Below are 17,854 nucleotides of genomic sequence, written 5' to 3' on the forward strand. Positions count from 1 at the left end.
GCTCGACGGTGGCCCGAGCGTGAACGACGGCCCTGCCGGGCTTAGCGCCGAACTCGACACCCCGGCACGCGGCCGCGTGACGCTGCTCTCGCCACCCTGAGGCGCGGGCGCAGGCCGGCCACAGCGGCGGTTCGCGCAGAATGCGGGGCATGACCGATCTGAACCCAAGGACATGGAACTGATGGAGGCCAGCGTGATGTGGCGCTGCCTGGTGGTGGAAGACGACGCGGACAACGCACGCTACATCGCCAATGGTTTTCGCGCGCTCGGCCACGTGGTCGTGATCTGCCGCGACGGCACGGAGGCGCTGGGCCGCGCCACCACCGAGCAGTGGGACCTGATCATCCTGGACCGCATGCTGCCCAACGACGTCGACGGCCTGTCCATCCTCTCGACCCTGCGCGGCCTGGGCAAGAAGACACCCGTGCTCGTGCTCAGTGCGCTCAGCGCCCTGGACGAACGCGTGCGAGGGCTCAAGGCGGGCGGCGACGACTACCTGACCAAGCCCTTTGCCTTCTCCGAACTTGCCGCGCGGGCCGAGGCCCTGGTGCGGCGCTCGCGGCCGGGCCCGCCGATCCGCACGCTGCAGGTGGCCGACCTCAAGCTCGATCTCGCAAGCCGCCATGTCGAGCGCGGCGGCCGGCCCGTGGCCCTGCAACCGCGCGAGTTCCGGCTGCTCGCCTACCTGATGAGCCACCCTGGCCAGGTGCTGACCCGCACCATGCTGCTCGAAGCCGTGTGGGACTACCAGTTCGATCCGCAAACCAACGTGATTGACGTGCAAGTCAGCCGGCTGCGCGGCAAACTCGACGCTGGCGGCGCACCGCCGCTGATCCACACCGTGCGTGGCATCGGCTACCGCATCGCCGCCGACGACAACGACTTGGCCGCATGATCCGCAAGCTCGGCGGGCTCTGGCGCTCGGTCGGTTTCCGGCTGGCGTTTTCCTACGGCTTCCTGGTCGCCGTCACCATGCTGGCCGCCCTGGCCATCGTCTATTTGCAAACCGTGGGCGTGCTGCACCAGCGCATGGCGCGGCAAGTGGCACTGTCCGCGCAGCAACTGACGGCGGACATGGCCGAGGGCGGCTCCGCGGCTGCGGCCGCGGCCATCACGCGGGCGCTGACCGACGGGCGCGACTCCGACAGCGAGATCTACCTGTTGACCGACCGCGAGGGCCACCGGCTCGCGGGCAACCTCGACCGCGCACCCGACACCCCCGCGAACACCGGGCCGACCCAGCGGCGCGTGGAACGCGATGGGCGCAGCGTGAACGCGTACCTGGTCATGCGCACCCTGCCCGAGGGCGGGGTGCTGGTGGTCGGTCAGGACCTGCGCGACCAGGAGTTGATCGAGTCCCTGGTGGCCAGCGCGAGCGCAGCCGCTGGCATCGTGGCACTGCTGCTGCTCATTGGCGGCACCTTTGTATTCCGGCAGGAGCTTGAGCGCAGCGTGAGCGCGGTGCGCCTCACCGCAAAGCGCATCGCCACGGCTGGCGAGTTGCGCGAGCGCGTGGCCGAATCGGGCGCGGACGACGAGTTCGCGCTGCTCAACCGCGAGATCAACCACATGCTCGACCGCATCGAGTCGCTGATGGACGGCGTGCGACACGTCTCCAACACCATCGCCCACAACCTGCGCACACCGCTCACGCGCATCCTCGTGCGCCTGCGCCACGCGGAGCAGGCGGACATGGCTCCACCGCTTCGGCGCGAAACCATCGGTGCGGCCATCCGCGAGATCGAAGAACTGACCCTGGTGTTCGAGAAGCTGTTGCAGATCGCCGAGGCCGAGGCCGGCGCCCGGCGCCGCAGCTTCACCCCCGTGGCGCTCGACGTGGTCGCCGCCGACGTGGTGGAACTCTATGAGGCCGTGGCCGAGGCCCAGGAGGCCGTGCTGCGGCACGAGCCCGCCGACGAGGTGCAACTGCCCGGCGACCGGGACCTGCTGGCCGGCGCACTGGCCAACCTGCTGGACAACGCGCTCAAGTACGCCGGCCCGCGCGCGGTGATCCACGTGGGCACGCAGGAACTGCCCGACGGTGTGCGGCTGATCGTGCAGGACAACGGTCCGGGCGTGCCCGCCGCCGAGCTGGCGCGCCTGGGCACGCGCTTTCACCGCCTGAGCCCGGACGACGCGCCCGGACACGGCCTGGGCCTGGCCAGTGTGCAGGCGGTGGTGGCGCTGCACGGCGGGCGCCTGCGCTTCGAGAACGCGGCACCGGGCCTGCGGGCGGTCATCGAACTGCCGCGACCCAACCGCTGACCCCGGCCACGCCGCTGCCGCGGCCACATTGCCAAATGGCAATGTTTTGGTCACCCACGCACACCCACGGTCTTCTTACGATCGCGCGGCGCACGTCCTGTGCCATCGCCCGGCCTGTGCAAGCGCCGGCGATCAACGCCGTTTCAGGAGACATCGTGAGAATCAAGAGTCAGAGAGACTTTGCCTCGGGCGTGCTGTTCAGCGCGTTCGGTGTGGCCTTCGCCTGGGGTGCCACCACTTACAACGTGGGCACCGGTGCCCGCATGGGCCCGGGCTATTTCCCGCTGGTGGTGGGTGTGCTCATCGCCATCATGGGCGTGCTGATCACGCTCAAGGCGCTGACGGTGAAAACCGAGGATGGCGAGCCGATCGGGCGCATCGCCTGGCGCCCGCTGATCTTCATCATTGGCGCCAACCTGATCTTTGGCGTGCTGCTGGTGGGCGTGCACAGCTGGGGCCTGCCGGCCATGGGCCTGATCGTCGCGATCTACGCCCTCACCTTCGTCGCCAGCCTGGCGGGCGACCAATTCAAGGCCAAGGAAGTGTTCGTGCTCGCCACCATCCTGGCGATCGGCAGCTACATCGCCTTCGAGCTCGCCCTCAAGCTGAACTTCCCGATCTGGCCGGCCTTCATCGGCTGATGCGCGTGACGACCCTCACAAGACAAAAACCATGGATCTGATCACCAACCTCTCGATCGGCTTCGGCGTCGCATTCACGGCGCAGAACCTCATCTATGCCTTCGTCGGCTGCCTGCTGGGCACCCTCATCGGCGTGCTGCCCGGCATCGGACCGGTCGCCACCATCGCCATGCTGCTGCCTGCCACCTACGCCCTGCCGCCGGAAGCGGCGCTGATCATGCTGGCCGGCATCTACTACGGCGCGCAGTACGGCGGCTCCACCACCGCCATCCTGGTCAACCTGCCGGGCGAGGCGTCTTCGGTGGTGACCGTGATCGACGGCTACCAGATGGCGCGCCAGGGCAGGGCGGGTCCCGCGCTGGCCGCAGCCGGCCTGGGATCGTTCTTCGCCGGCTGCGTCGGCACCCTGGTGCTGGCCGGTTTCGCGGTCCCGCTGACCGAGGTGGCGCTGAAATTCGGTCCGGCCGAATACTTCTCGCTGATGGTGCTGGGCCTGATTGGCGCGGTGGTGCTGGCCTCGGGCTCGCTGCTCAAGGCCGTGGCCATGATCCTGCTCGGCCTGGCCTTCGGCCTGGTGGGCACCGACGTGAACTCGGGCGTGGCGCGCTACAGCTTCGACATCCCCGAACTCACCGATGGCATCAGCTTCATCGCCATCGCGATGGGCGTGTTCGGCTACGGGGAAATCATCGCCAACCTGGCCACGCCCTCGGACCAGCGCGAGGTCTTCACGGCCAAGGTCAAGGGCCTGATGCCCACCAAGGAAGACTTCCAGCGCATGACGCCCGCGGTGCTGCGCGGCACGGCCCTGGGCTCGGTGCTGGGCATCCTGCCCGGTGGCGGTGCCTTGATGTCGGCCTTCGCCTCGTACACGATCGAGAAGAAGATCAAGCTCAAGAAGGGCGAAGTGCCGTTCGGCCAAGGCAACATCCGCGGCGTGGCGGGCCCCGAGTCGGCCAACAATGCCGGCGCGCAAACCTCGTTCATCCCGCTGCTCACGCTGGGCATTCCGCCCAACGCGGTGATGGCCCTGATGGTCGGTGCCATGACCATCCACAACATCCAGCCGGGCCCGCAGGTCATGACCAGCAACCCCGAACTGTTCTGGGGCCTGATCGCCTCCATGTGGATCGGCAACCTGATGCTGATCGTGCTGAACCTGCCCCTGATCGGCATGTGGATCAAGCTGCTGACGATTCCCTACAAGTGGCTGTTCCCGGCCATCGTGCTGTTCTGCGCGGTGGGCGTGTACTCGGAGAACAACAACACCTTCGAGATCTGGATGGTCGCCATCTTCGGTGTCATTGGCTACCTCTTCCACAAGCTCAAATGCGAGCCGGCACCACTCCTGCTGGGCCTGATCCTTGGGCCCATGATGGAAGAGTATCTGCGGCGTGCGCTGCTGATTTCGCGCGGCGACTGGAGCGTGCTGGTCACGCGCCCGATGTCGGCCAGCCTGCTGGCCATCGCCGTGGTGCTGCTGGTCGTGGTGCTGCTGCCCTCGGTCAAGGCCAAGCGCGAGGAAGCGTTCGTGGAGGATTGAGACACCCCCCTGCGCCGCGTCGCGGCTTCCCCCCTCTCTGGCGCGCCTTCGGCGCTGGGAGGGGGGACGGCATCTCGGGCCGGCGCAGCCGGACCCTGGATGCCTCTTGGGTGGTGTTGCGTCAGTCCGGTTTGACGAGGCGCGCCACCACCTCGCAGAACGCCTCGACCGCATCGGTCTTGAACACCACCTCGCGCACGCCCGCCGCCTTGGCCTCGGCCTGGAGTTCGTCGGTGATGTAGCCGGAGGCGACTGCCACCGGCAGTCCAGGGTTGATCGCCAGCACGGCGCGTGCCACGTCCAGCCCCGACATGCCCGGCATGTTGTAGTCGGTCAGCAGCAACTGGAACGCCTGCGGTTGCTCGCGCACGGCTTTCACCGCCAGTTGCTGGTCGGTGAACGACGTCACGCGGTAGCCCCTGCGCTCCAGCAGGCGGCGCACCAGAAAGACCAACGTGTCGTCGTCGTCAAGGTACAGGATGTGAGGCTGGTCCGCTGGCGGGGCGTCGGCCATGGGGGTGATCTCCAAAAGGGCGGTCTCAGGGCCATCGGGCAGGCGAGCGGCCATTGTGACGGGATCGGCCCCTGCATGTCCAACCGCAGGATCAAGGGGCGGCTCGGGCAGACTGTCGGGCGCAGCGGGGAAGTAGAGCGTGAAGGTGGTGCCCTTGCCGGGCCGGCTCTCCACATCGATGGCGCCACCATGCACCTGCACGATCCCCAGCACCACCGGCAGGCCCAGGCCGGTGCCCCGGCCCACCGCCTTGGTGGTGAAGAAGGGCTCGAAGATGCGGCTGCGCACCGCCTCGGTCATGCCGCAGCCGTTGTCGCTCACCCGCAGCCGCACCGCGCCCACGCCAGCTTCGGCGCAGGCTTTGGCCACCTCAGGCGGCAGCCGGGGATCGTGCCCCTTGAGCCCGTCGAGCTGGCACTCGACGCGGCCTGGCCGGCCTTCGAGCGCATGCATCGCATTGGTGCCCAGGTTGATCAGCACCTGGCCAAGCTGGGTGGCGTCGGCCAGCAGGGGCGGCGTGCCGGGATGGCATTCGTGCAGCAGCTGCGCGTGCGGCGGCATGGCCGCGCGCAACAGGTTGCAGGTCTCTGCGAGGATGGCGCCCACGTCCACGCGGGTGCGCTCGGCCGGTTGCTGGCGGCTGAAGGCCAGGATCTGGCGCACCAGCTCGCGGCCCCGGCGCGCGGCGGTGCTGATCTCGTGCAGGCTCTCGCGCGCCGGCGCGTCCGGCGAAAGGTCCTGCCGCGCCAGTTCGGCGTTGCCCAGGATCGCGGCCAGGATGTTGTTGAAATCGTGCGCCACGCCGCCGGCCAGCGTGCCCAGCGCTTCCATCTTCTGCGACTGGGACAGCTGCGCCTGCAGCGCCTTCTGCTCGGCCTGCGCGGTCTTGAGCGAGGTGATGTCGATGAAGGTCAGCACCACATGGCGCAGGCCACCCTGGGCGTTGTTCTCGGGGTAGGCATTGAAAAGCGCCCAGTGCACCTCGTCGCCATTGCCCACCGGCACGCCCACCACCACACTCTTGACCGGCTGGCCCGTGGCGAGCACGCGCTCGAAGGGCATGTCGTGGCGGCGCATGGGTTGTCCGTCCTCGCGCAGCATCTGCCAGCCCGGCCCAGTGGGTTCGGCCAAGGCGGTGTTGGCGCCACCCGGGCTCCAGCCAAAAAAGCGCCGCGCCGCGCTGTTGATGCTCGACAACGTGTGGTTTGGCCGGAACACCATCACGCCAGCGCTGAGGTTTTCGATCAGCGCACGCGAGTCGGCCTCGCGGGTCTGCAGGCCCTGGCGCGCGCGATCCCCTTCGAGCCGCAGCCGGTAGGTCACCAGCGCGCCATAGAGCACCACGCGCAGCAGGCTCGCGAGCAGGAAGAAGAACACCGTGACCGGACCCACCTGCGACAGGGGCATCCCCGCCACCGGCCCGGCCAGGGCAAACAGCAGCATGGCGATGAACTCCACCGCCGTCAGAAGCTTGAGGGCCTGCATCTCGGGCACCCGCCGCTGCGGGTCGGCGCTCGTCATGTCCCGGTACGCCATGGCCATGATGATGAGCACCGTCAGCGCAAACACGCCCTGGCGCGCCTGCGAGAGGTCCCACACGAAGATGAACACGCTCTGCAGCCCGGCCAGCACCAGGCCGGCCGCCGCCACCCGCGCCATGGGCTGCAGGAACTGCAGGTGGCTGCGCAGGCCCATCCAGGCCAGCAGGGGTGCGACGCACAAAGCCGTGTTGCCCATGCCGTAAGCGAGGAAGTCGGGCACGCTGTCGCGCACCCACAGGCCCAGCGACCCCAGGATGGACACGGCGGACGACAACGACCACCAGCCCGGCCCACCGATGGTCGGGTAGCGGCGCAGCAGGCCGAAAAACGCCAGGGCCGTGAGCCCATCGATGCCCACCCGCATCGCGAGCAGGGTGGGCATGTCAAACAGCATGGCAACGGGAAAAGACGCACATGCCGACGATTGAAGCACAGGGCCGGTGCCGCCTAGCGATGGAAAAAGACCGCAAAGCCGCGTGAGTTCGGTCGACCGACATCCGTCACGGAATCCGGGCAGACACCTGCGCGACTGGCGGGCGGCTGCCCAGTCGCTGCCGGGACAAAGTCGGGCCGCCGCGCGGCCACAGAATGCCGCCATGGGAACCCTCTACCTCGTGCGCCACGGCCAGGCCTCGTTTGGCTCGGACGACTATGACCAGCTCAGCGACCTGGGCCAGCGCCAGAGCGTGCAACTGGGCCGCTACTGGGCCGAGCGCGGCATGGTGTTCGACGCGGTGATCACCGGCACGCTGCGGCGGCACCAGCAGACCTGGGCCGGCATTGCCGAAGGCGCGGGCATCTCGCACGAACCGCTGGCCTGGGGCGGCCTCAACGAATACGACAGCGAGGCGGTGATCCATGCCATCCACCCCCACCCCCTGCAGAAGCCGCGCAGCGCCGAGGAAGCCCCCGAGCTCTACCGCCACCACTTCCGGCTGTTGCGCGATGGCCTCGCGCAGTGGATGGCCGGGACGGTGAGCCCACGGGGCATGCCCAGCTACACCGAGTTCGTGCGCGGCGTGACGGGCGCGCTCGACCACGTGCGCGCCAACCACCATGGCCAGAACGTGCTGCTGGTCTCCAGCGGCGGGCCGATTGCCACCGCCGTGGGGCATGTGCTGGGGCTCAGCCCAGAAGCCACAATCGAACTGAACCTGCGCATCCGCAACAGCGCGGTGACGGAGTTCCAGTTCAACCCCAAGCGCCACACGCTGCTGAGCTACAACACCCTGCCGCACCTGGACCGGGCGGACTTCAGGGACTGGGCCACGTACGCATAAAAGGAGGGGGCCCCCACGCTCCACCGCTGCGCGGGTCGCTGCCCCCCAAGGGGGCTGACCCGGCTTGGGGCGGCCCCCACGCTCCACCGCTGCGCGGCTCGCTCAGCGCGCGGGCGGAAATGCGACTCGGTCGGTGAGCGTGTCCGGCGGCAGCCGGTCGATTTCGCTCAAGAGCTGGGCCAGCGCGCGGCCAGCGGCTTCGAGCACGGCCTGCCCCTTGTCGGCGCTGGCGGCGGCGGCGTTGCCCACGGCGCCCTGCGGGTTGTAGTCCTGCATCTGCCAGGCCAGCTTGGCGCTCTTGCCATTGCCCAGGATCGGAAAGCGCTGGGCCCGGCCCTGCGAAGCCGACCGGAAGTGCTCGGCCTCGCGCAGGCGCACCCGCTCAGGCGACAGCGCGAGCATGAGCGAGGTTTCGATCTCGCCCGCGTGGATGCCGAATCGGTGCTCCTCGGCGCTGAACAGCGCGTTCAGGTCGTGCCCCTTGGCATCGGTGAGCGGCAGGTGAAACCAGTTCACGCTGTAGACCAGCATGCCCAGCCGCGCACGCAGGTCGCGCGCGACGAGGTCGAGCGCGCCCACCTGGCCGCCGTGCGCGTTGAACAGCACCAGCTTCTTCACCCCGCTGGCCGCCACGCACTCGGCCAGCTCGGTCCACACCCGCACCAGCGTCTCGATGCGCAGCGTGAGCGTGCCCGCGAAACCGGTGTGCTCGGGGCTGTAGCCCACGGCCTGCGTGGGCAGCACCAGCACCGGCAGTTCGCTGCTGATGTGCGGCAAGGCGGCGCGCAGCACGCCGTTGACGATGTCGGTGTCGACCGACAGCGGCAGATGCGGCCCATGCTGTTCGGTGGCGGCCACCGGCAGCACGGCGATGGCGCGGCCGGTGTCCAGCGCAGCGAAATCAGCGGTGGTGAGGTCGGACCAGAAGCGGGACGGTGTGGGCATTCGCGCATCTTAAGTGCCCGCCCGTAAGATGGCGCGATGACCCAAGACCTTTTCCGACAGGACGCCTATCTGCGGCAGTGCGAAGCCACCGTGGTGCGCGCCGACGAGCTGGGCATCGTGCTCGACCGAACGGTGTTCTATCCCCTGGGCGGTGGCCAGGCCGGCGACGCCGGCACGCTCACGCTGACCGACGGCACGACCATCGCGATCGCCGACACCCGCAAGGGCAAGGACGCCGAAGGCCGGCCCACTGCCGAGATCGTGCACGTGCCCGCACCCGGCCAGGAAGCGCTGCTGGCCCGGCTCGCCGCCGGCCTGCCAGCCACCGCGCGCATCGACTGGGATCGCCGCCACCGGCTCATGCGCTTTCACACCGCGACCCACCTGCTCTGCCACCTGGTGCCGGTGCCGGTGAACGGCTGCTCCATCACACCCGATTACGCGCGCATGGACCTGCACATGACCGACGCGCTCGACAAGGAGGTGCTCACCCAAGGCCTGGCGCGGCTGGTGGCCGCGTCGCACGCACTGACCGTGGGCGCGATCACCGACGCCGAGCTCGACGCCAACCCGGCCCTGGTCAAGAGCATGAGCGTGGCGCCGCCGCGCGGCAGCGGCACAGTGCGCACCATCCGCATCGGCGAGCCCGACCTGCCCATCGACCTGCAACCCTGCGGTGGTACGCACGTGGCCAACACGGCCGAGATCGGCCGCGTCGTGGTCACCAAAATCGAGAAGAAATCGGCCACCACCCGCCGGGTGGTGCTGGGGTTTGTGGACTGAACGTCAGCGCGCGTAAATCCACTTGCGCGACCACGGCAGCCCCTGCGCGGGCTGGCCTGCGGCGCGGCAGATCACCTGGTAGATCGACACTTCGTCGTGCTCGAAGGCCCAGGCGCAGCCCGCGAGGTACACGCGCCAGATGCGCCATTTGCGCTCGTCCACCAGCGGCTTGATCTGCGCCGTGCGCGCCTCGAAGGCCTCGCTCCAGAGCTGCGTGGTGCGCATGTAGTGGCGGCGCAGGCTCTCGATGTCGAAGGCTTCGAGCCCACCTTCCTGCATGGTGCGAAGCACCGTCCCGATGTGCGGCAGCTCGCCCTGCGGGAACACGTAGCGGTCGATGAAGGTGCCGCCGCCGTGCCGGGTCTCGCCATCTTGCGCATCGGTGCTGGTGATGCCATGGTTCATCGCCCAGCCGCCGGGCTTGAGCAGCGAGCGGATGTGCCCGAAATACGCCGCCAGGTGGTTCAGCCCCACGTGCTCGAACATGCCCACGCTGGTGATGCGGTCGAACGGGCCATCCTTCACGTCGCGGTAGTCCTGCAGGCGGATGTCGATGCGGTCCTCCAGCCCCGCGGCCTTCACGCGCTCGCGCGCGAGTTCGTGCTGGTTCTTCGAGAGCGTCACCCCCACGCAGTGCGCGCCGAACTTCTGCGCCGCGCGCAGCACCAGGGCACCCCAGCCGCAGCCAATGTCGAGCAGCCGCTGGCCGGGTTGCAGCTGGATCTTGGTGAGGATGTGGTCGATCTTCTTGAGCTGCGCCTCGTCCAGCGTCTCGTCGCCGTTCTCGAAGTAGCCGCAGGAATAGACCATGCGCTCGTCCAGCCACTGGGCGTAGAACGCGTTGGAGACGTCGTAGTGGTACTGGATGGCTTGGCTGTCACTCTCTCGCGTGTGGGCAAAGCGGCGGCGCAGGCGCCCGAGCAGACCGGCTTCAGGCTCGGCGGTCTCGGCCAGCCGGTGCGCCACGGCCAGGATGTCCGCCATCGAACCGTCCACGTCGATCAGCCCCTCGACATAGGCCTGTCCCAGGGTGTCCAGGCCAGGGTCGATCAGCAGGGGCAAGGCCGAGGCGTCGCGCACCCGGATCTCCACCTGCGGCGCATCGAACTCACCCAGCGACAGCGAGGAAGCGCCTCGCTCGCCCCAACTGAGGCGAACCGGCAAGTTCACCCGCGATTTGACTCGCTGCGCCCACGGCAGCAAGGCGCGTTCAACGATCGATCCCATGCACACAACCCTCCATGCTGGTCAACCACCCCTCGCCCCCGGTTGTACCCAAACATCAAAGCCCTGTGAAGCCTGGGTGAAAAGCCCACCGGGCGACTCGGCACACAGACAAACAGTGCTCGCTTATATTTGAGCGGCCTGCCCCAGGAACTTGGGCACGCCCGGCCTCTCATACCCACGGGCGGTGCCACCGCCCCGCTCCGATCCCCCCCTGTCTGTTGCCCGATGCCCCTCAACGCCATCCCTTCGGTCCGCCACGCCACGCGCCGCCTGCTCGGTGTCTTGCTGCTGGCGCTCGCGCCCTTGTCGGTGCCCGCCCAGGGCGTGCTGTCGGGCGCGGCGCCCGCGCAGACGGTGGTGCAGAGCGACCAGGCGCGGGCCGAACTGCTGGCCCACGCCCCCGAAGGCGCCGGGCCGGGCCAGCCGGTCTGGGTCGGCCTGCAGATCACCCACGCGCCCGACTGGCACACCTATTGGAAGAATTCGGGTGACTCCGGCCTGCCCACCGACCTGCAGTGGACGCTGCCGCCCGGCGTGACCGCCGGGGCGATCGCCTGGCCCACACCGCGCAAATTCCCGATCGGCAACCTCGCCAACTACGGCTACGACGGCACCGTGGTGCTGCCCGTGCCGCTGACGGTGGACCCCGGCTTCACGGGCAGCCACATCGACATCCGCCTCTACGCGACCTGGCTGGTGTGCCGCAAGGAGTGCATTCCGGAAGAAGGCAACTTCGCCCTGCGCCTGCCGGTGCGCGGCTCCACCGGCCTGCACGGCGCCGCCTTCGACGCCAGCTTCCAGGCCTCGCCCAAGGACCAGCCGGCGCAGGACAGCCACGCCGCGCCCGAGCCCGGCTTCCTCAACGTGGCGCTCAGCGGCCTGCCCGCCGCCTGGCGCGGCCAGACGCTGGAGTTCTTTCCGGAAGCCGCCGGCCTGATCGAACCCGGCCAGCCCTGGACGCAGTCCTGGGACGGCGAGCGCTGGCGCGCGCGCGTGCCGCTCTCGCCGCACCGCAGCGACAGCCCACAGCGCCTCGCCCTGGTGGTGGCCCAGGCCTCGCCCGCAGGCCAGGGGCCAGGCAGCCCCGGCGTGCGCCTGGACGTGCCGGTGCAAGGCACCTGGCCGGCCGCCGCGCCGCTGCCCGCCGCCGTGCCCGAAGCCCTGCAAGCCGCGCTGGACGCCAACGCCGCGCGCTCCACAGTCGCCGCACCCGCGGGCAACGGCGCAAGCCCGCTCACCCTGGGCGCAGCCGTGCTCGGCGCCCTGCTCGGCGGGCTGATCCTCAACCTCATGCCCTGCGTGTTCCCGGTGCTGGCCATCAAGGTCCTGGCCTTCGCCCAGCACGGCGAACGGCGCAGCGCCCACCGGGCCAGCGGCATCGCCTACACCGCCGGGGTGGTGCTCTCCTTCGTCGCACTCGGTGCGCTGCTGCTCGGGCTGCGCGCGGCCGGTGAGCAACTCGGCTGGGGCTTCCAGTTGCAAAGCCCGGGCGTGGTGGCCGCACTGGCCGTGCTGTTCACCCTGATCGGCCTGAACCTGGCCGGCCTGTTCGAGTTCGGCAGCGTGCTGCCCAGCCGCGTCGCCAGCCTGCAGGCGCGCAACCCGACCACCGACGCCTTCCTCACCGGTGTGCTGGCCACCGCCATCGCCTCGCCCTGCACCGCGCCCTTCATGGGCGCCTCGCTGGGCCTGGCCATCGCCTTGCCCGCCGCGCAGGCGCTGGCCGTGTTCGCCGCGCTGGGCCTGGGCATGGCCCTGCCCTACCTGCTGGCCAGCTGGGTACCGGCGGTGGCGCGAGCCCTGCCGCGCCCGGGCGCCTGGATGGCGACCTTTCGCCACCTCATGGCCTTTCCGATGTTCGCCACCGTGGTCTGGCTGCTGTGGGTGCTCGGACAGCAAAGCGGCATCGACGGTGCGGCTGCGCTGCTCATGCTGCTCGTGGTGCTCGCCCTGCTGGTCTGGGCCCTGGGCCTGCGCGGCCGGGGCCGCACCGTGATCGCCGGGCTCTCGCTCGTCGGCCTGGCCTGGCTGGGCTGGGCCATCGGACCGAACGTGACGCGCCTGCAGGACGCCGCGCCAGGCCAGGCCGTGGCCACGGCGGTCGCTGGCGTGAGCTGGCAACCCTGGAGCCCGCAGGCCCAGGCCGACCTGGTCGCGCAGGGCCGCCCGGTGTTCGTGGACTTCACCGCCGCCTGGTGTGTGACCTGCCAGTACAACAAGCGCACCACCCTGGCCGATGCCACCGTGCTGGGCGACATGGCCGGCAAGAACGTGGCCCTGCTGCGCGCCGACTGGACGCGCCGCGACCCGGCCGTGACGGCCGCGCTCGCCAGCCTGGGTCGCAACGGTGTGCCGGTGTACGCCATCTACAAGAACGGCCAGCCCCCACAGGTGCTGACCGAAGTGCTCAGTGTCGACGAGGTCCGCGCGGCGCTCGCCAGGCTCTAGACAAGCCCCCGGCTTCGCTGTTCTTTCCACCTGCTTTCCAGGAGATCCACCATGCAACGCCGTCCCCTGCTCGCCCTGGCCGCCTTCTCGCCCTTGGGCACGATGCTGGTCACGCCCGCGTTCGCGGCCCCCGGCGTGGGCCGGGCAGCGCCCGACTTCAGCCTCATGGACACCACCGGCCGACCGGTCCGGCTCTCGGACTTCAAGGGCAGGACCGTGGTGCTGGAGTGGAACAACCCCGGTTGTCCCTTCGTGCGCAAGCACTACCAGGGCAACATGCAGGCGCTTCAAAAGGAAGCCACCGGCCAGGGCGTGGTGTGGCTGGCGATCAACTCCACGCGCGACGACAGCGCCGACTACCTCTCGCCCCCGCAGCTCGGCCGCTGGATGACCGAGCAGAAAGCCAGCCCCACCGCCACGCTGATGGACGAAGACGGCAAGGTGGGTGAAGCCTATGCCGCGCGCGTCACGCCCCACATGTACATCGTCAACCCGCAAGGCCTGCTGGTCTATGCCGGCGGCATCGACAGCATCGCGTCGGCGCGGGTGGACGACATCCCCAAGGCCACCAACTACGTGCGCCAGGGCCTCGACGAGCTGCGCGCGGGCAAGCCCGTCAGCGTGGCCACCAGCCGCGCCTATGGCTGCGGCATCAAGTACCGCAGTGGGGCGGCGTAGACGCCACACGGGATAATCCCCCGATACCCCCCCACCCCAGTCCCGCGTACCGACATGCCCTTTGCCCCCTTGCAGAACGACACTTTTCTGCGCGCCTGCCTTCGCCAATCCACCGACCACACGCCCGTCTGGCTCATGCGCCAGGCCGGCCGCTACCTGCCCGAGTACCGCGCCACGCGCGCCAAGGCCGGCAGCTTCATGGGGCTGGCCACCAACACCGACTACGCCACCGAGGTGACGCTACAGCCGCTGGAGCGCTATGCGCTGGACGCGGCGATCCTGTTCAGCGACATCCTCACCGTGCCCGACGCCATGGGCCTGGGCCTGTCCTTCGCCCTGGGTGAAGGGCCGAAGTTCGAGAAAACCGTGCGCACCGAGGCCGACGTGGCCGCGCTGGCCGTGCCCGACATGGACAAGCTGCGCTACGTGTTCGACGCCGTCACCTCGATCCGCAAGGCGCTCGCCGGCCGCGTGCCGCTGATCGGTTTCTCGGGCAGCCCCTGGACGCTGGCCTGCTACATGGTCGAGGGCGGCGGCAGCGACGACTACCGCGCGGTGAAATCGCTGATGTACGCGCGCCCCGACCTGATGCACCGCATCCTCTCGATCAACGCCGATGCCGTGGCCGCCTACCTCAATGCGCAGATCGAGGCGGGCGCGCAGGCGGTGATGGTGTTCGACAGCTGGGGCGGCGTGCTGGCCGATGGCAAGTTCCAGGACTTCAGCCTGGCCTACACGCGCCGTGTGCTGGCCCAACTCAAGCGCGAGCACAACGGCGCCGTGATCCCGCGCATCGTCTTCACCAAGGGCGGCGGCCTCTGGCTCGACGACATGAAGGACCTGGACTGCCACGCCCTCGGCCTGGACTGGACCGTGAACCTGGCGCGCGCTCGTGCCCAGGTCGGCGAAGGCGCCCAAGGCAAGGCGCTGCAGGGCAACATCGACCCCAACGTGCTCTTCGCCCCGCCCGAGCGCATCGAGGCCGAGGTGGCCGCGGTGCTCGAGAGCTTTGGCCGGCCGCACCAGGGCGCCGGCACCGGTCCCACCCACATCTTCAACCTGGGCCACGGCATCAGCCAGCACACGCCGCCCGAGCACGTGTCGGTGCTCGTGGATGCGGTGCATTCGCATTCCCGGCGGCTGCGCCAGGCGCCCTGACGCGCTCGCGTTTTTGCAGCTGGGCCGGCGCTTTGGATGGGCGCCGGCACCGTTCGTCGCGTTCGCGCGAGGTGCTTCGGCGGCGTCATGAAGGCGTCAAAAAGCCACCGCCCCCACCGGCCATAACACAAATAATGCCGAAAAAGTCACTTGACACGCCTTACTTATGCACAAAACTCGTGCTGCGGTGCGCCATCCGGCCCGCAGCCGCCCAGCGCGGGACAATTCCCGCAAGTCCTTCGTAAGTCATTGATTCATATAGATTTTAATTTCTGCTTTTTTTGCAGGCAGTTTAAGCAAGCCCTTGATTTGCAAGGCTTCCGACCGCGCGCAGGCAAACTATCAACAAAGTTATCCACAAAAAGTCTGGATATGTTCCGATGCTCTGTCAAATCAACAACTTAGCGCGAATTCCGACAGTCCGGCTGAGGAACAGGCGCTAAGCATGGCTTTCTGGCCCAGCGTCGTCGTGGCCACCCCCGCCCACAGCGGAGTGGGTGCCAGCCTGACCTACCGGAGTGAGTTGTCGCTCGCGCCGGGCAGCTTGGTGCGGGTGCCGCTGGGCGCCCGGGAGGTGCTGGGCGTGGTTTGGGAATGCCCTGCCGAGCCCCCCGAAGGCCTGACCGAAGCCCAGACCAAGGCCGTGGCCGGCGTGCTCGAAGGCCTGCCACCGCTCAATGCGCGCTGGCGCCAGCTCGTGCGCTTCGCGGCGCAGTACTACCAGCGCAGCCTGGGCGAGGTGTCGCTGGCGGCCCTGCCGCCGCCACTGCGCGACCTCAATTCCGTGCAACTCGCCCGCCGCCTCAAGAAGCGCGAGAAGCAGCAAGCCGCCGGCGCCCCGCAAGCCCTCGCGGCAGGCACGTCCACCGACATCGGCCCGGATCTGAGCGATGAGCAGCGCGAGGCCTTGCAGGCACTCGAAGCCGCCCAGGCCCCGGTCTTGCTGTACGGGGCCACCGGCAGCGGCAAGACCGAGGTCTACCTGCAGGCCACGCAGCACGTCCTGCAGGCGCAGGCCGACGCGCAGGTGCTGGTGATGGTGCCGGAGATCAACCTCACGCCTCAACTGGAGGCGCGCTTTCGCGAGCGTTTCGAGCCCCTGTTCGGCGCGGGCGCGCTGGTCTGCCTGCACAGCGGCATGACGCCCGCGCAGCGCCTGGCCAGCTGGCTGGCCGCGCACACCGGGCAGGCGCGCATCGTGCTGGGCACGCGCATGGCGGTGCTCGCCAGCCTTCCCGGGCTGCGCCTGATCGTGGTCGACGAGGAGCACGACCCGAGCTACAAGAGCCAGGAAGGTGCGCGCTACTCGGCGCGCGACCTCGCGGTGTACCGCGCCAAGGTGGAGACGGAGGCGCTGCTGGCCGAAGGCGGCGACCCGGCGGCGCGCTGCCGCGTGGTGCTCGGCTCGGCCACGCCTTCGCTGGAGAGCTGGCACGCGGCCGACCAGGGCCGCTACCTGCGGCTGTCCATGCCGGCGCGCATCGGCGGCGGCGCGTTGCCGCGCCTGCGCCTGGTCGACATGAACCACCAGCCCAAGGGCGCGGTGCTTGCCCCGCCCCTGGTGGCCGCCATGGCCGAGCGCATCGCACGCGGCGAGCAGTGCATGGTGCTGCTCAACCGGCGCGGCTACGCCCCGGTGCTGGCGTGCCACGACTGCGGCTGGAAGAGCGCCTGCCCGCACTGCAGCGCCTTTCGCGTCTTCCACAAGCTGGACCGCACGCTGCGCTGCCACCACTGCGGCTTCACCGAACGCGTGCCGCGCGCCTGCCCCGAGTGCGGCAACCTCGACATCGCGCCCATCGGCAAGGGCACCGAACAGTTGGAAGAACAACTCGCCAGCCTGCTGGCCGATGTGAAGCGCCCCGACGGCGGCCCCGCGCGCGTGGCGCGCATGGACGCCGACTCCACCCGACTCAAAGGCAGCCTGGAGCAGCAGCTCGCCACCATGCACAGCGGCGAGGTGGACGTGCTGGTGGGCACCCAAATGATCGCCAAGGGGCACGACTTCCGGCGCATCACGCTGGTGGCCGGCATCAACGCCGATTCGGGCCTGTTCGCCAGCGACTACCGCGCGCCCGAACGCCTGTTCGCGTTGCTGATGCAGGCCGGGGGGCGCGCCGGGCGCGATGCCGCTTTCGTGAGCAGCCAGGGCAGCGAGAGCGAACTGTGGGTGCAGACCTGGACGCCGCAGCACCCGCTGTTCGCGGCGCTGCGCCGGCACGACTTCCCGGCCTTCGCGGCGCAGCAACTGGGCGAGCGCGAAAGCGCTGGCATGCCACCCTTCGGCCACCAGGCGCTGCTTCGCGCGGACGCCCGCACCCAGCAGGCGGCCCAGGCCTACCTGAACGCGGCCGCGCAGGCCGCCGAGGGCCTGCCGCACCGCGACGAGATCACGCTCTACCCCGCGGTGCCGCTGACCATCCAGCGCGTGGCCAACGTCGAGCGCGCGCAGCTGCTGGTGGAAGCGGTCTCGCGCGCCGCCCTGCAGCGCTTCCTGAGCGCCTGGCAGCCGGTGTTGCTGGAGTGCCGCAGCCTGCCCCAGGCGCGCGGGCTGGTCCGATTCGCCGTGGATGTGGACCCGCTGGCGATTTAAAAGGCTCCCCCCGCGCCGCCTGCGGCGTCACCCCCCAGGGGGCAACACCTGCGGGCCGGCCAAGCCGGACCCGCGGTGTTCTGAAAGAGGCTTCTTCACACGGCAAGCGCTTTCTGCGAAGGCCATATCTGCTCCAGCGTGTGCACCACGTCACGCAAGCGAAAGGGCTGCAGGAGCAGCCGGCGCACGTTGAGCTCCTTCAACCGCACCACCAGATCCGCATCGGCGCCGCGCACCA

At 69.4% G+C, this 17,854-nt stretch carries 13 protein-coding genes; 10 read left to right on the forward strand and 3 right to left on the reverse strand.

Translation table 11 applies throughout. The features are described 5' to 3' along the window. Nucleotides 1-196: 196 nt before the first annotated feature. The 4 genes from KIT86_RS20285 to KIT86_RS20300 all read left to right on the forward strand — a co-directional run bounded on the left by KIT86_RS20285 (nucleotide 197) and on the right by KIT86_RS20300 (nucleotide 4,449). Nucleotides 197-895 (forward strand): response regulator transcription factor, encoded by a 699-nt coding sequence (locus KIT86_RS20285; RefSeq protein WP_297401754.1) that lies wholly within the window; start codon nucleotides 197-199, stop codon nucleotides 893-895. Next, nucleotides 892-2,265: a HAMP domain-containing sensor histidine kinase gene (locus KIT86_RS20290; protein WP_297401733.1), complete on the forward strand. Its 1,374-nt coding sequence runs from the start codon at nucleotides 892-894 to the stop codon at nucleotides 2,263-2,265. Before KIT86_RS20285 ends, KIT86_RS20290 begins: the two co-directional genes overlap by 4 nt. 155 nt (nucleotides 2,266-2,420) lie before the next feature. Next, complete coding sequence (locus KIT86_RS20295) at nucleotides 2,421-2,906, forward strand: tripartite tricarboxylate transporter TctB family protein (protein WP_297401735.1); 486 nt, start codon at nucleotides 2,421-2,423, stop codon at nucleotides 2,904-2,906. Between the two features lie 31 nt (nucleotides 2,907-2,937). Continuing rightward, on the forward strand, nucleotides 2,938-4,449 hold the full coding sequence (locus KIT86_RS20300) for a tripartite tricarboxylate transporter permease (protein ID WP_297401737.1): 1,512 nt from the start codon (nucleotides 2,938-2,940) through the stop codon (nucleotides 4,447-4,449). A gap of 121 nt (nucleotides 4,450-4,570) precedes the next feature. Here KIT86_RS20300 and KIT86_RS20305 read toward each other — a convergent pair whose 3' ends face one another. Next, nucleotides 4,571-6,898, reverse strand: a complete 2,328-nt coding sequence (locus KIT86_RS20305) for an ATP-binding protein (protein ID WP_297401739.1) — start codon at nucleotides 6,896-6,898, stop codon at nucleotides 4,571-4,573. Between the two features lie 202 nt (nucleotides 6,899-7,100). Here KIT86_RS20305 and KIT86_RS20310 point away from each other — a divergent pair, with 202 nt between their 5' ends. Next, a complete protein-coding gene (locus KIT86_RS20310; RefSeq protein ID WP_297401740.1) occupies nucleotides 7,101-7,784 on the forward strand; it encodes a histidine phosphatase family protein in 684 nt (227 codons plus the stop codon). Between the two features lie 102 nt (nucleotides 7,785-7,886). On the opposite strand, the gene KIT86_RS20315 is transcribed toward KIT86_RS20310, so the two are convergent. After that, the gene (locus KIT86_RS20315) at nucleotides 7,887-8,729 is read right to left on the reverse strand and encodes a creatininase family protein (RefSeq protein ID WP_297401742.1); all 843 of its coding nucleotides are present in this window, start codon (nucleotides 8,727-8,729) and stop codon (nucleotides 7,887-7,889) included. A gap of 36 nt (nucleotides 8,730-8,765) precedes the next feature. Between KIT86_RS20315 and KIT86_RS20320 the strand changes: the two genes are divergently transcribed. Beyond that, on the forward strand, nucleotides 8,766-9,512 hold the full coding sequence (locus KIT86_RS20320; protein WP_297401744.1) for an alanyl-tRNA editing protein: 747 nt from the start codon (nucleotides 8,766-8,768) through the stop codon (nucleotides 9,510-9,512). 3 nt (nucleotides 9,513-9,515) lie between these two features. Here KIT86_RS20320 and KIT86_RS20325 read toward each other — a convergent pair whose 3' ends face one another. Further along, nucleotides 9,516-10,739, reverse strand: coding sequence for a cyclopropane-fatty-acyl-phospholipid synthase family protein (locus KIT86_RS20325; RefSeq protein WP_297401746.1), 1,224 nt, complete (start codon nucleotides 10,737-10,739; stop codon nucleotides 9,516-9,518). 225 nt (nucleotides 10,740-10,964) lie between these two features. Between KIT86_RS20325 and KIT86_RS20330 the strand changes: the two genes are divergently transcribed. The 4 genes from KIT86_RS20330 to priA all read left to right on the forward strand — a co-directional run bounded on the left by KIT86_RS20330 (nucleotide 10,965) and on the right by priA (nucleotide 17,616). Next, the gene (locus tag KIT86_RS20330; RefSeq protein ID WP_297401748.1) at nucleotides 10,965-13,187 is read left to right on the forward strand and encodes a thioredoxin family protein; all 2,223 of its coding nucleotides are present in this window, start codon (nucleotides 10,965-10,967) and stop codon (nucleotides 13,185-13,187) included. 102 nt (nucleotides 13,188-13,289) lie between these two features. After that, the gene (locus KIT86_RS20335; RefSeq protein WP_297401756.1) at nucleotides 13,290-13,865 is read left to right on the forward strand and encodes a thioredoxin family protein; all 576 of its coding nucleotides are present in this window, start codon (nucleotides 13,290-13,292) and stop codon (nucleotides 13,863-13,865) included. A 54-nt stretch (nucleotides 13,866-13,919) separates the two neighbouring features. Then, nucleotides 13,920-15,023 carry a uroporphyrinogen decarboxylase gene (gene hemE, locus KIT86_RS20340; RefSeq protein ID WP_297401749.1) on the forward strand — a complete coding sequence of 368 codons (1,104 nt, stop codon included), beginning with the start codon at nucleotides 13,920-13,922 and terminating at the stop codon, nucleotides 15,021-15,023. Between the two features lie 445 nt (nucleotides 15,024-15,468). Beyond that, a complete protein-coding gene (gene priA / locus KIT86_RS20345) occupies nucleotides 15,469-17,616 on the forward strand; it encodes a primosomal protein N' (RefSeq protein WP_297401752.1) in 2,148 nt (715 codons plus the stop codon). Nucleotides 17,617-17,854 lie beyond the last annotated feature (238 nt).

Source organism: Hydrogenophaga sp. (assembly GCF_026125825.1).
In the GTDB taxonomy this organism is placed as follows: domain Bacteria; phylum Pseudomonadota; class Gammaproteobacteria; order Burkholderiales; family Burkholderiaceae_C; genus Hydrogenophaga.

Bases quoted from the DNA above. Each gene is read 5' to 3' on its own strand.
- KIT86_RS20285 (WP_297401754.1), top strand. From the start codon at position 197: ATGTGGCGCTGCCTGGTGGTGGAAGACGACGCGGACAACGCACGCTAC.
- KIT86_RS20290 (WP_297401733.1), top strand. From the start codon at position 892: ATGATCCGCAAGCTCGGCGGGCTCTGGCGCTCGGTCGGTTTCCGGCTG.
- KIT86_RS20300 (WP_297401737.1), top strand. From the start codon at position 2,938: ATGGATCTGATCACCAACCTCTCGATCGGCTTCGGCGTCGCATTCACG.
- KIT86_RS20305 (WP_297401739.1), bottom strand. From the start codon at position 6,898: ATGCTGTTTGACATGCCCACCCTGCTCGCGATGCGGGTGGGCATCGAT.
- KIT86_RS20310 (WP_297401740.1), top strand. From the start codon at position 7,101: ATGGGAACCCTCTACCTCGTGCGCCACGGCCAGGCCTCGTTTGGCTCG.
- KIT86_RS20315 (WP_297401742.1), bottom strand. From the start codon at position 8,729: ATGCCCACACCGTCCCGCTTCTGGTCCGACCTCACCACCGCTGATTTC.
- KIT86_RS20320 (WP_297401744.1), top strand. From the start codon at position 8,766: ATGACCCAAGACCTTTTCCGACAGGACGCCTATCTGCGGCAGTGCGAA.
- KIT86_RS20325 (WP_297401746.1), bottom strand. From the start codon at position 10,739: ATGGGATCGATCGTTGAACGCGCCTTGCTGCCGTGGGCGCAGCGAGTC.
- KIT86_RS20330 (WP_297401748.1), top strand. From the start codon at position 10,965: ATGCCCCTCAACGCCATCCCTTCGGTCCGCCACGCCACGCGCCGCCTG.
- KIT86_RS20335 (WP_297401756.1), top strand. From the start codon at position 13,290: ATGCTGGTCACGCCCGCGTTCGCGGCCCCCGGCGTGGGCCGGGCAGCG.
- hemE (WP_297401749.1), top strand. From the start codon at position 13,920: ATGCCCTTTGCCCCCTTGCAGAACGACACTTTTCTGCGCGCCTGCCTT.
- priA (WP_297401752.1), top strand. From the start codon at position 15,469: ATGGCTTTCTGGCCCAGCGTCGTCGTGGCCACCCCCGCCCACAGCGGA.